Here is a 12873-nt window from a genome sequence, read left to right as displayed (position 1 = left end):
AGGTCCGCCTATAAAAGGAAAAAATGGGACAGCTAAAGATCTTCGCAGATTTGAAAAATAGGGGTCAATATCGAAATGATCGAAAAAAGCTATGCTTGTACCACAGAAATCGAATCCTAAAATTTATTTAGGACACATATGAAATAAATTATTAAACAATAGAAGGAGATTAGGACTTAAAGAAAAAATGAGTTTCGATTGTAATTTCAGTATATCTTTATCATTTAGTCCAAATAACATAAAAAAAATCAACGAATTAAAACTAAACATATTAGTCTTTACATATAGATAAATTACAATAAAATCATATGGTGAGCTTAAAACATAAATTATAAGCTCAATATTTCTACAAATAAAAAAAACTAATATTTGTAGCATTCATTTCATTGTGTTATATTTGAAAATGAAATATTCAACAATGTAATAACTGATAGTATTTAATTTTAGATGATTTACTAAATTTGCACATATAATAAATCTTAAAATATTATATTTAGATTTTTAGCACTTAACTGTCGAATTTTATTTTTAAAACCTAACAGTATAATTATCAAAGATTAAGATTGCTGATAAAGAGTACAAATAATTGAATAAAATTAAAAATATTAAAAAATTAGCTATGCGAACAGACATGATTACAGAGAACGAGATTAGTATAGCTGAAGATTATCAATTAGAATTTTTATACGAAAAATTGGATAATCCATTAAAAACAGAAAAAACAAAGGACGATACAAAAATTTTAAATGTTTTATCGTTATTTTCTGGTTGCGGGGGAATGGATCTTGGATTTGAAGGTGATTTTGAAGTTTTGAGTTCTTCTGTAAATGAAAAATTAACCCCACATTTTATTAACAAAAAAAGACCTAAGGGATTAACATTATTAGCAAAAACAAGATTCAAAACTGTTTTTGCTAACGACATACTCTTAGACGCACGAAATGCCTGGTTAAATTATTTTTCTAAAAGAGGGAATAAAGTTCAGGATTTCCATAAAGAAAGTATAGTAGATCTAGTAAAAATGTATCGTAATGGTGTTAATGTTTTTCCAAAAAATGTTGACGTAGTAACAGGTGGATTTCCTTGTCAAGATTTTAGTATAGCTGGTAAGAGAAATGGGTTCAAATCTCATAAAAATCATAAAGGTGAAATAATTGAATCAGAAGAGACCATAGATAACCAGATCGCATCTGTAGAAACTCGTGGACAATTGTACATGTGGATGAAGGAAGTTATTGAGATTACTCAACCTAAAATTTTTATTGCAGAAAATGTTAAAGGTTTAGTAAACCTTGACAATGTTAAAGAAATAATTCGCAAAGATTTTTCGACAGCTAATGGAAATGGATATATTGTACTTGATCCACAAGTACTTCATTCTGCAGACTACGGTGTACCTCAATCTAGAGAGCGAGTTATTTTTATTGGAATTAAGAAATCTGAGTTAAATAATGAATCGCTGAAGGAATTGCTGAAAAGTAAGCTTTCTGATGAGTATAATCCATACCCTAAGCCAACACATTCTTATCTAGCAAAAGGTGAAGATTTAAAGCCTTTTGTGCAACTTAAAGATGTTTTCAAAGATCTGGAAGAACCGGAAATTTCCGATGATCTATCTCAAAAAAACTTTTCGAAGGCGAAGTTTATGGGCAAGCACTGCCAAGGACAAATCGAAGTAAAATTATCAAATATTGCCCCGACTATTCGTTCTGAGCATCACGGAAATATTGAGTTCAGAAGGCTTTCAAAAGAAAATGGAGGGGTGATGGACCTGGAACTGAACAAAGGACTGAAAGAAAGAAGACTTACAGTTCGTGAATGCGCACTTATACAAACCTTCCCTCCTGATTATGAATTTGTGATCGAAAACAAGAATGGCCGCAAAGGTTCTTATTTAGTCAGTCCATCTCAAGCTTATAAAATAATTGGAAATGCTGTTCCACCCCTTTTAGCTTATAACCTTGCTAAAAGAATTGAAAATATTTGGGATTTATACTTTAAGAAATAACCATGATCATATCCAGCAATCCCGAACCAAATAGAGCAGAATTTGACAGCTTATTAAATAATTCCATTAATGAATTGAATAAGCAGGTGTTAACATCATCCAAGCACCTAGCGACTTTAGGTGGTCGAAATCTTGAACCACATATTTTAGATGTAATGTCTGAAATCGCCAAAGGAACTCCTTTTGAAAACTCGATTGAATGGGTTGGAGGACAGAAATTTCCAGACATTGTTGCTAACAAATATTATGGAATTGAAGTTAAAACAACCACTCAGAACCATTGGAAAACTACGGGCAACAGTGTAATGGAAACGACAAGAGTTGAAGATGTGGAAAGAATATTCATGTTGTTTGCAAAATTGGCAAGTCCTATTGAATTTCGTTGTCGTCCTTATGAGGATGTATTGGCAGAAGTTGTTGTAACACATTCTCCAAGATATTTAATTGACATGAATCTTGAAGAGGGAAAAACGATTTTCGATAAGATCAAGATTCCCTATGATACTTTAAGAAAAAAAGATAGTCCTGTAAAACCTATTGTGGATTATTATAGAAGTAAATTAAAACCAGGTGAAGAGCTTTGGTGGATGGATTCAGATAATACAAATCATGCTAGTAGCATTGTTATTAAAATCTGGAATAATTTAACAAAAAATGAGAAAGAGCATTTAAAGAATAAAGCGATGGTTTACTTTCCAGAATTATTTAGTAAAAAAATGATAAGTTTGGAAGATTGGCTATTTGGCTAACTACGAGAGAAGCAATTGTATGTCCAAATATTAGAGATTTATTCTCGGCTGGTGGTCAAAAAACATATTCAATTGATAACCAGAAATATGCTAATGTACCTCGTATTTTCATAAATCTGTTTAACAACTTAAAAGAAATCGTTACAATTCTACATAGTACTGATGCTGGTGAACTTTCTGAGTACTGGAATACTAAAACTAATTCCAATAAAAAACTAGAGCACTGGATCGAGTTGGTTTCAAATTATTCAAAAACTCTAGCAAACGCAAAACACCTTAATATAAAAGAGATGATCACAAAGATTTTAACCACGTAATTTCATTTATTTTGTGTAGCACTATAAAAAAGAGAGACCGAATTGGTCTCTCTTTTTTATTTAACTCCTTTTAAAATTTATCACATCCCATTTTTATTTTCACTTTCCATAAGAATTTCATTGTAGCACATAATTACTTTTTTACTGATAGCATCATCTCGGTTAAACAATTTCTTAACCTCGACAAACAGACGATAAGCAAGAAGAATAACTGATGTCCAAAGTATTGACTTCAGCAATTGAAATAAAATACTCTCTATAGCTACGATAGGAGTTTTGAACAAATCTTGAAACGGTGCCCATGCGATCGCAGCGAAAACAATAATCAATTGAAAGGCTTTTCCTCCATTTTTATCAGCCTTGAAATCATTTCGATGAAAATCGACCATCAATTTAAGTCCATTATCGGTCATATTATTTTCTTTACGAAATTGATCTAATTTTATCGTCCTTTCTTCATCGAACATTTCAGATGTATAGGGCGTAGATTTGTCGTATTTTTTTGATTTCCAACTGTCAATTTGTTTTTTCTTTTGTCAAAATAATAATTGAAACCGACCCATGCATTAATAATAAAAAACAAAATGAGAATTAACTGTAAAAATAGGGGTTTACTAGAAAATGCTACTGATACAATCCCTAAATAGGTTAATACGTACAGACTCATAAATGGCAGAACTTCTTTTCTTATAAATTCAGTAGGATCCATTCCATAGACTTCTTTTCCAAAAGATAGCGCTTCTTTGTAAAATACAATTGACTTTTTCAAAAATCTTAAATATTCCATAATTACTACTTTAAAGTTTATAACACACTTAAATATAAGTATTTAATACTAAATAAACGATCAATAGCAGAAGTTATTTCCACAAAAATAACTTAGCATAATAAACTGATAAATCGTAAATTTAGGTTATGCAACCCTATGATGAGGATTCGGAAAAAATTCATGTACCGCGCTTCGAAGAAAAAGCAGGTTTCTATACTAGCGCGAAACGGAGCAGGAATATGTCGAGAATTAGGTCTAAAAACTCCAAACCTGAGCTGATATTAAGAAAAGCGTTGTGGGCCAAAAATATCCGCTTCCGTCTGCATGATAAATCTCTTCCAGGAACACCAGATATCGTCATCAAAAAGTACAAACTGGCTATTTTTGTGGATGGTGAGTTCTGGCACGGGTTCGATTGGAAAAATAACCGCAACCGCATCAAATCAAACCGCCTATTCTGGATACCCAAGATAGAACGCAACATGCAAAAGGATGTCAGAACGAATCGAGCATTAGGTGACATGAACTACACCGTTTTCCGCTTTTGGTCGAAGGATATTATCAAAAATCTTCCAGTTGTTCTCAATCAGATTGAACTCTTCTTAGAAACAAGGAAATTGTGGAAATAATTACCAAACGGCTTACTTAAGCACTCTCTCTATTTAACAGCCCTTTATAAAACTAAAAATTCAATCATTTTATGATTAAATAATTAACAAAATCTTGTTTTTATCTAAAATTATTAGTAAATTTAAATCACTTAATTATAACCAATTAGCGATGGAAACACCTAATAATTATGACAATCAAAGTTTAAGACCGGGAGACATTGTTCGTTTTCACTCCCCATACCCTGATGAAAATCCTGATATGATGTTCATTATCCTTGAAGCCCATTATCTGAATGATAATACTTCTAGAGCTGAGGTGGTAAAATATACCAAGGAACTGAACAATTATTTTGTGATCAAAAAATTATTCATCCGCGATCTTGAACGGGTACCTGACCTCACAGCAGAGCAGATTCTTGAAATTGAAATATTCATGAACCGCAAACCCGGCAACTGTATCGTAAGTAAACTGTTCATGAGTTCACAATAAATGTAACGACGATGGAAATTCAAGTAAACGACTCAAATTTTGAGAACTGGTGTGTAACACTGCTTAAAACTCATCCTACTAAATTACAAAAGACACTGGAAGCTCAAAGTAGAGATCAATTAATTAGTTGGCTGTGCTGGCGTGACCCAAATGGTGTATATAGTGACTTAGATTGTATAAAAAACAATCTAAGAATTCTGACTAAAGGTAAAGCATTGTTTTATACCCATAGAAGGATTCTGCGCTATCATAGAGAAAATGGCTATCAGCTGCTTTCTGCCAATGAGAATTATAGATGTGACCATTAAAGCTACAGATATGAAAACTTATAGAATTATCGATATTAGATCCAAGTTATCTAATGGTATTCTTCTTGATGAGAGAAAACATGACTGGCGGTACCAGATCATGGATTTGACTGATGATATGCTACTGAATAAACTAAAATCTTTAAAGCGTAAAGAGCTTGTAGCTTGGTTAACGTGGAATGACCCCAATGGAATTTTCTCTGACGAAGAAGCTAAGGCAAATGATCGTACTCCGTTGAATAAATATCAAGCAATGGCTTACCTCTATCTCATCATCATGCGTGATCAAGAAGACTGGGATGGTAAGATGGCTGGTACTTATATAGAAGATCTATCATTTTTAGAATAAATTCTCTAAACCTAAAAAAATCTGAAGAGTACTTCTCTCCTACTACGATGTAGTTTGGGTAATACTGCAGGTTACGTATTGGTGGGGCTTGGTAATTTTGTCAAACACCAAGGCTCTATGCTAATGTCGATAACTTGGAAATAATTCCCACGTCCTTAAATCTTTATTTGTCATTTTGTTCAAAAAATGATTTCGCCATATTTCGTATTAAATCTCTATTTTCCTGAGAATTATCGATTGCACTTCGAATATGGGATTCGGGGCCATATATATCTTCATAAATTGTTGTTTTTTTGAATTTAGCATAATCCCCCTTCATCATGAATAACATGAGCAAAGTATATAAATCATTATTCTCTTTTTTATCCAATTGATCCAATACAATAGGAATCCCTTCTCTAAAATTCAGGGATTCCATCATAAGTAAAGAATTAGTTCCTATAAATCCATCCTTACTTATAACATTACGCAAAAGATGAAATATGGTATCTCTATGCTGCTTTAAAGCATTCAATTGCCTATCGCTCCAAACAAATTCCCTATACTTTCGATAAAAAGTGCCATATAATTGTGGTTCATCTTGCTTTGTTATTATTCTTCCACTACAATTTTGATTATACCATTCATAGTTTATCATACAATATGTAAATAATTCAGATGGATTTAGACTCTGGAAATTAGGTTCGGCAATAATTGTATTCATACCACCCCAATGAGGCATCGAAGAAAAATAAAAAATACTGTCTTTTTCTTCTTTCGGAATTTTTACGATATTTATCATGCTCAAGATTTTCACTAAATGAAAATCAGGAACATTTGACTTGGTCCATTTCTTTATCCAGACTAAATCCTTTTCTACCCTTCTTTCAATACTATCATCTGATGTTTGTGCTTGGGAATAACCAATTGACAGGATAGCGAATAATATAAGAATAGAGATATTGAGCAGGCATTTATTTGAAAGATATTTAACGGTCATTCTAACACGGTTTAATACCCTGAAGGTAATCAAAAATATTCATTTTTATGTATGTTGCAAATATTTGATTACCCCTCTAAACACCTTATTTATATGTAGATATGAGTTTAAATACACTTTCAGCAGATACATAATTAATCATATAACTTAATCTCAAATTTATGTATGTTGTATAACAAGAAATCTTTGACATACTCATATTGAACACAATAACTATTAAACTTACCACCAGTTGTATTATACTGAACTCTCTATCATAGTTTTTCCTGAATGTAACCCTAGTCCACTTTAATTGAAATAATTGTATTTGAGCTAATCTTTTGTTGCGAAGAAATGGCAATAATCGTATTAAATGACTCGAAAATAACTAAATAATTCAAAATTCCAAGATATTAAGTAAAAAAGCCTTTGGTCCGCAAAACCAAAGGCTTCATATTCATAAAATGATAAGGTAAATTATTGATCTAAAAATAATATGAATTTTTATATTTTCAATGTGTGAAAGAAAAAAAAGCTCCAAATGATTATCTGGAGCTTGAATTTTCAGCATGGGGTACTGAATAAATGTATTTGATATGATAAGAAGCTTCCGACGGCTTCAAAATAAAGTTAATGAATTAATTATCAAACCGCAATAGGATTTAAAAATTTATTTTCAAGAGTTCAAAAGCCTTTATTCACAATGAATCAGAGCTTTAACCTAACAACATATGGAAGAGGATTTCTACACCATCCTTCCTATCAAGTACATATTGACTTAGGTTCCATTATGTTGTTATGAACAACTTTGAAGAAAAACGTATGCGTATGCTTTCTATGACAGCAAACTGGCAAAAGAGTGAAAAAAGCAAGAGAGCTTATTGCGCGGAAAATAGAAGATTCAATTCTTTCATTAGATTGATCCGTCCCAATCTTAACTTATAAGACTATTAACCGATCCAAAAATTGAAACTACTGATGGAGTAATCTTCAAGAAGCACTGACTTTTTAGAGATGTCCCTTCTAATGTGGTATTTTGGAATAAGAAAAAAACTTAAAGGAATATTATAACATTATTTAGAAGTTATGAGAATTATTTGTATTTTAACAGTTCTAAACCTAATAACAACAACTTATTTTTTGTTTTTCTTTATTAAAATAGCTATATTAGGAATGATCCACGGTGGATCAGTAATAGGATTTAGTTTTATCGGTAAACAGCTCTAGGATGATATCTTAGAGCTGTTTTTTTAAATAATTTTTTACAAAAAAAACAAATGACTATATTAGGAAAAGCTTATCATAAGAGCTGAAATATTTAGGTAAAATAAAAGTTTAAACAGCTTTAGGCTCCCGCTTAAAGCTGTTTTTTTATGTATGTTGAAAATACTGGAAATCGATAAGTACAAACACTGTTTTTTAATTTTGAGCATTGAACAAAAAAATATTTTTTATAATTTCATCACGAGCTTCAATTATAATTTAGTAATCTACAGATTGCGGGGTTCTATAAGTTTGATAGAACCCTTTTTTATCCTGAAAAAGTTGTAGTTTATTTATGGCCAATGTTTATTTTCAAGCCTCAGGTTGTTTTGATCTGAGGCTTTTTTACCTTTAAAATTTACTTATTGAGATTCTGCGAGTTATCAATTTATTTAATATCTTTAATTAAAGGTTGTCGAAAGCCTTTTTTCATTAGTAATTTTCAAAGCCCCTTCTGATCGAAAAGGGGCTTTTTTATTTTGTACAATTACGAATAGAATAGTTGTGTTATCATATTTTGGTACATCTGCACCTGTCAAATAGTAAGATTCAGGAATCAATGATATTGAATTATCTGCAGCATTATAAACTAAAATTTTGATTACGCTTTCGATATCTTCTTTATCTTTTGATGAATCGGACATGGAGCAAAAAACGCCCGTTCTCTCGATATCAATAATATTTAATATCCATAAACTTTTTAGAGCTGGCGAGCATCTTCTTTTTCATCTTTATCATAAGTTTTTAACATATAATCTTGCCCTAAATTCCCGGAAAGCACCTTTACTTCAGCAGTCATCTCCTCATAAAAAGCTCCTTCATTCTCCATAAAAAACAGATTCATATATCTTGAACCCCAATCCGGATTCGCAAACACTGCATCATTATAATTACCACCGAAAGTAACTAAAAGGCAAAATGTTGATATTTTAGCTTGTTCCCATTTTACAAATTGTCTGGCATTAAAAATATTACCAAGTGAAAGCAATCCATTTAAATAAATAGTGGTAAATAAGACTAAAACACTTAAATCAATTAATTTAGAAACCGATTTGGGCATACCCATATTTTTTGTTTTTACAAATACGATTACAACAACTGATATCACTCCTCCTATTAATACTGCATAAGGAAGAAAATACCAATCATTTTTGAGATGAACCTGATCATACAAAAAATATGCGAAACCCAACACACTCATAAAAGTACCAATTGCTACTACCCAGGTCATCTCCGATCTATAATGATACCAGTTTCCAAAAAATAAAATAAGCTGAAGGCCCACAAATATTCCGTAAAGTAGGGCAATGGACTGATTAAAAACGGTAAAGCCAAGGGCTTGCATAAATCCAGCTAACACAAAGCCAAAAAAAGCTAACTTTTCATAATTTGTCGTAGTATACAAATTCAGGTTTTTAAGAAATTTCATTTAATTAACACAATTGATTATTACACTAATTTAGTTAAAAAATAAATAAAAAGCAAAAAATAATATTTTAAAGCTTACTAGTTAATTAATAAATATCATATCACTTCGCACCGTCCATCTGATTAGGAAGCTGATACTGCGCTTCCCGAATCGGCGTACAACAAAAGAGGCTCATTTTAGCGAAGTATAAATCCTGGTTTCAATCCAATTTACAATTTTTAAAATAATCTATTGTAGCTTTTTTAGGTAGGAAGCTTTTACTATTTAAGGAAACGATATTGCAGCGCAGCTGGGAAATGCCAGTATGTTGAAATATGCGGTCTTTAAACTGGAAAAATTGGGCCTAGTAAAAGTCTTTAACAATGATAATCCTTTAAAACGTAAGAACAAGAAATCTTACGATAACGAGGGAATATATTATGTTAGCCCATTTAGTTTTGCTCCTGTCAGTATGTACAATCTGGATTCGAACTGCAAGCTACTGTTAACGGATAATTAGCTAATAACTTTGAAAGCGAATCAGATTCTTGATTAGCTTGTGCTATTTTTTAAGAAGATGATTAAAGATTTGATTTTGAAAGAATAATTGAACTGCAAGTACAAAGTCCATATGAAATCGGTGAAACATTTGAAAACGCACAAAAAAGTTTATGACAAATATTCAATTTTCCACGGAGCTCTCTTTTCCCAATCTTCTGGAAAACCTAAATTGCTGACTTTAATCTGATGAGTTTTTACCAATGCTTCAATTTTATCCGTAAATGAATTTGAAATATTAAAAGTATTCAATAAATGGTTAATCGCAATTATTGCCCCATATACATTTGAATTAGCCTTTTCAGGAATATTCCCCATTATTTTGTGCTTATCCCTACTTGGAAATGATAATTTATTTGCCGTAAACTTTCTATTCCATAATCTTGAATGATGAGCACAAACATTTCGAACATCATTTAAAAATAACAACCAATTAACTAAAGACTTACCATTTGGTAATTTAAAATTTTTAGCGATACTATTTTTATATTCATCATTTTTTAAGCAGGTATATAACTTAATTAATTTACCGAAAGAAAGTACTTCAAAAGACATATTCTCAGGAGGAAGTATCTCGCTTGTATATTTCAATTTAAAAGCTCTAAGAAATTGTTCCTTAGGATCTTTCAATGATACTCGAATGGAATCCAAAACATAATTTTGATAACCTAAAATCTCCTCCTTCTCATCTCTTAATTCATTTTTATTGAGAAAGTAACTATCATTGTTATACCAATAAAATCCGTATTGATTTGAATAGGTATTTATTATTTTTGTTCTAAAACTTACTTCAATTCTTTCCAAATACTCAAGAAAAATACGTCTGAGGTTTTTATCAAATGTATATAGATTGATAATATCCTCAAACGTAGTTCCAGCCAAAAATTTAGTATCTCCAGTTTTAGTCTGTAAATGGAACATATAACCACTCAATCGATAATAACTTACATTTTGAAGATACTTTTCAGCTCGAATTAAACAACCAATAGATAATTCTCGTTTTTGCAAAAGCTCAATCTGCTTATCGATAGATAAGGCTTCCTTAGAATATTTCATAAATTAGGCAAAAAAAACCTCGCAAGATGCGCTTGAGTCAGAGGCGTGCGAGGGTATAACAGTACAAATATAGATTTTAAATATTTAATTCACAAATATTTTTAAACTATTTCACTCTTCCTCAATGAATTGGATTTAGCGACACATACATCGTAAATTGTGAGAGATTGATGATCATTTTAAAAGCAAATGCAACATTATTATCAACTTCTGATATACCAATATGATTTGATTCAAAATGAAACACATAGAACTTTTCATTGTACCAGACATCTAAAATTACAATTCCCGAAGAGAATTTTGTATGATTATGTTTAATCTTATTCTCCAATAAAAAACTAATAACCTTTTCTAATAAATTTAAAGTGTTTTTCATGAATTTATATTTCTTTAAATAAGATAATCACTCCTTCCCTAGCTTGTCGGTTGAAGAGCATCGTAACGGTATTCAAGACGATCTAACGAACGTATATTTCCTTTTTTATCTTTACCGTAAAAGATGACCATTTTTCTCCTAAAAAGTAAAGTTTTCCTATTTTCCCAAGCCGCTGTCCACACGCAGGAATGCTGCTTGATGGCCTGTAGAAACTTTGCATGAACTGGTTTTTGCGGGCTAATGGATTCAAGTCCAGTAATTGCTCCGTTATGAAGAACAATGAACTGCACCAGGATCGAATCACGTGTGGTTTCTGCCTGAGGTTGATCAGCAGGTAGGCCCATGTGAGCCGACAGCTTTTTCAGATAAGCCGCTTCTCCCAGTGATGGTTCAGGTTCCCCTTGTGCACGGCTGCGGATATCTTTGCCAGCAATATCAAAATCGGCTATATAACAAGGTGCTTTAGGATCAAATTCCCTAGGTTTAAAGAAGACCACGAAATTCTTTTGGGGTGTCTCCCAACCCTTTTCAGTCAAATTGTTGTACCGATATCCTTGGTCTACTAGATGTACGAAATAGCGTTCGCCATCGGCAAACCGAACACGGTCTACCTTCACTTCTAGCAGACCTTTGGGATTAATATAGTATAAAGGAAAATGATCCTGAATAATAATGCCTGAATTGAGCGGATCCCAATAGCGATCGCGCCAATGTACAATGACATTTTCGAGCGGTAAACCGGTATACTTCTTGACGATCTCAGATATTGTCATGCGGTTGGCAAAAAAATCTTCATCGGTATCCACATGTATTGAACCTTGGTACACAATCCCGTCAATAAGAGTATCCTGTTCCGATCGCCTAATAGCAGTATACTCTTCTACTAATGTAGAACGGATGGCATAGGGGCTGACCTGTATGTTATTGATAAAATAAGCAGGATCATCGGCATGGTGATCGGCTGGTGAAGGTGGATACCAGGGTGTGTGGAGATACAGAACGCCTTGATATTTACGCTTCGGCCCTTGGATATAATCGAATACCCGCCCAAACTTGGCCTCCGGATATTTAAGCAACTCCTCTTTCTCAATGCGTGCACCATTTAAGATAAACTCATAATTTTCAAACGTTCCATATTGCTTTGGATATAATAGCGTACTGTCTAGAGGGCTGGTCGTTAACTGCTGCGATCGTGCAGTAAAGCTACCAACCAGCATGAGCAGTAATATTTGGTAATACTTCATATAGGCTGTGATCATGGTTTGTTGTTGGTTTGAACAAAATTGTAGCGATATTTAAGGCCATCTAGCGATTGTATATTTCCCTTTTGATCTTTACTATAGAAAATCACCATTTTTCGTTTAAATAACAGCGGTCTGCCCCCCTGTATGGATGGTAACCAGAGACAGGCATTTTTTTTGATCGCAGTAAGTATATCTTCATGACCGTGTTTATCTGATTCTACGCTTTTTAAATTCGCAATCATACCATCCTTCAGCACGATAAACTGGACGGTGATCGAATCTATCTGAGTAGCTGTACTCGGTTTAACTGTAGGAAGGCCCATTGTAGATGACAATTTTCTTAGGTAAAACGTTAGATCTTTACCAGGTGCAGGTTGAACCTCTGTATGGGCAAAAAGACCATCATCTT

17 protein-coding genes are annotated in these 12873 nt (G+C 32.5%); 8 read left to right on the top strand and 9 right to left on the bottom strand.

Translation table 11 applies throughout. The features are described from left to right. The first annotated feature begins 631 nt into the window (after positions 1 to 631). The 3 genes from L950_RS20850 to L950_RS30920 are packed head-to-tail and all read left to right on the top strand — an operon-like array spanning position 632 to position 3074. Positions 632 to 2008 carry a DNA cytosine methyltransferase gene (locus L950_RS20850; protein WP_197086602.1) on the top strand — a complete coding sequence of 459 codons (1377 nt, stop codon included), beginning with the start codon at positions 632 to 634 and terminating at the stop codon, positions 2006 to 2008. 2 nt (positions 2009 to 2010) lie between these two features. Then, positions 2011 to 2757, top strand: a complete 747-nt coding sequence (locus tag L950_RS20845) for a hypothetical protein (RefSeq protein WP_197086601.1) — start codon at positions 2011 to 2013, stop codon at positions 2755 to 2757. Then, a complete protein-coding gene (locus tag L950_RS30920; RefSeq protein WP_197086600.1) occupies positions 2742 to 3074 on the top strand; it encodes a hypothetical protein in 333 nt (110 codons plus the stop codon). The genes L950_RS20845 and L950_RS30920 overlap by 16 nt, the downstream gene beginning before the upstream one ends. Before the next feature lie 80 nt (positions 3075 to 3154). Here the strand turns inward: L950_RS30920 and L950_RS20840 are convergent, their stop codons facing one another. Beyond that, positions 3155 to 3541, bottom strand: a complete 387-nt coding sequence (locus tag L950_RS20840) for a hypothetical protein (protein ID WP_021190571.1) — start codon at positions 3539 to 3541, stop codon at positions 3155 to 3157. Continuing rightward, positions 3517 to 3861 carry a hypothetical protein gene (locus L950_RS20835; protein ID WP_021190570.1) on the bottom strand — a complete coding sequence of 115 codons (345 nt, stop codon included), beginning with the start codon at positions 3859 to 3861 and terminating at the stop codon, positions 3517 to 3519. Before L950_RS20835 ends, L950_RS20840 begins: the two co-directional genes overlap by 25 nt. 128 nt (positions 3862 to 3989) lie before the next feature. On the opposite strand from L950_RS20835, the gene L950_RS20830 reads away from it, so the two are divergent. The 4 genes from L950_RS20830 to L950_RS20820 all read left to right on the top strand — a co-directional run bounded on the left by L950_RS20830 (position 3990) and on the right by L950_RS20820 (position 5601). Continuing rightward, positions 3990 to 4472, top strand: a complete 483-nt coding sequence (locus L950_RS20830) for a very short patch repair endonuclease (RefSeq protein WP_021190569.1) — start codon at positions 3990 to 3992, stop codon at positions 4470 to 4472. Between the two features lie 151 nt (positions 4473 to 4623). Further along, entirely contained in the window at positions 4624 to 4944 is a 321-nt protein-coding gene (locus L950_RS20825; protein WP_021190568.1) for a hypothetical protein, read from the top strand. An 11-nt stretch (positions 4945 to 4955) separates the two neighbouring features. Continuing rightward, entirely contained in the window at positions 4956 to 5252 is a 297-nt protein-coding gene (locus L950_RS28900) for a hypothetical protein (protein WP_156169790.1), read from the top strand. Between the two features lie 10 nt (positions 5253 to 5262). Beyond that, complete coding sequence (locus tag L950_RS20820) at positions 5263 to 5601, top strand: hypothetical protein (protein WP_156169789.1); 339 nt, start codon at positions 5263 to 5265, stop codon at positions 5599 to 5601. 163 nt (positions 5602 to 5764) lie between these two features. Here the strand turns inward: L950_RS20820 and L950_RS20815 are convergent, their stop codons facing one another. The 3 genes from L950_RS20815 to L950_RS20805 form a co-directional block, all read right to left on the bottom strand. Beyond that, on the bottom strand, positions 5765 to 6382 hold the full coding sequence (locus L950_RS20815) for a hypothetical protein (RefSeq protein WP_156169788.1): 618 nt from the start codon (positions 6380 to 6382) through the stop codon (positions 5765 to 5767). Between the two features lie 1841 nt (positions 6383 to 8223). Then, entirely contained in the window at positions 8224 to 8466 is a 243-nt protein-coding gene (locus L950_RS20810; protein WP_021190565.1) for a hypothetical protein, read from the bottom strand. A gap of 56 nt (positions 8467 to 8522) precedes the next feature. After that, positions 8523 to 9227, bottom strand: coding sequence for a hypothetical protein (locus tag L950_RS20805; RefSeq protein WP_156169787.1), 705 nt, complete (start codon positions 9225 to 9227; stop codon positions 8523 to 8525). A gap of 328 nt (positions 9228 to 9555) precedes the next feature. Between L950_RS20805 and L950_RS20800 the strand changes: the two genes are divergently transcribed. After that, positions 9556 to 9750, top strand: coding sequence for a hypothetical protein (locus tag L950_RS20800; protein ID WP_021190563.1), 195 nt, complete (start codon positions 9556 to 9558; stop codon positions 9748 to 9750). 149 nt (positions 9751 to 9899) lie between these two features. Here the strand turns inward: L950_RS20800 and L950_RS20795 are convergent, their stop codons facing one another. The 4 genes from L950_RS20795 to L950_RS30915 all read right to left on the bottom strand — a co-directional run. Continuing rightward, positions 9900 to 10844 (bottom strand): Abi family protein, encoded by a 945-nt coding sequence (locus tag L950_RS20795; RefSeq protein WP_021190562.1) that lies wholly within the window; start codon positions 10842 to 10844, stop codon positions 9900 to 9902. 121 nt (positions 10845 to 10965) lie between these two features. Further along, positions 10966 to 11220, bottom strand: coding sequence for a hypothetical protein (locus tag L950_RS20790; protein WP_021190561.1), 255 nt, complete (start codon positions 11218 to 11220; stop codon positions 10966 to 10968). Positions 11221 to 11258: 38 nt separating this feature from the next. Beyond that, positions 11259 to 12479, bottom strand: coding sequence for a hypothetical protein (locus L950_RS20785; protein ID WP_021190560.1), 1221 nt, complete (start codon positions 12477 to 12479; stop codon positions 11259 to 11261). Beyond that, the coding region (locus L950_RS30915; RefSeq protein ID WP_031288615.1) for a hypothetical protein at positions 12476 to 12873 on the bottom strand (398 nt) is incomplete at its 5' end. The genes L950_RS20785 and L950_RS30915, both read right to left, overlap by 4 nt.

Source organism: Sphingobacterium sp. IITKGP-BTPF85, assembly GCF_001006065.1.
Classification (GTDB): domain Bacteria; phylum Bacteroidota; class Bacteroidia; order Sphingobacteriales; family Sphingobacteriaceae; genus Sphingobacterium; species Sphingobacterium anhuiense.
This window is presented reverse-complemented; position numbering and strand designations above follow the sequence as displayed.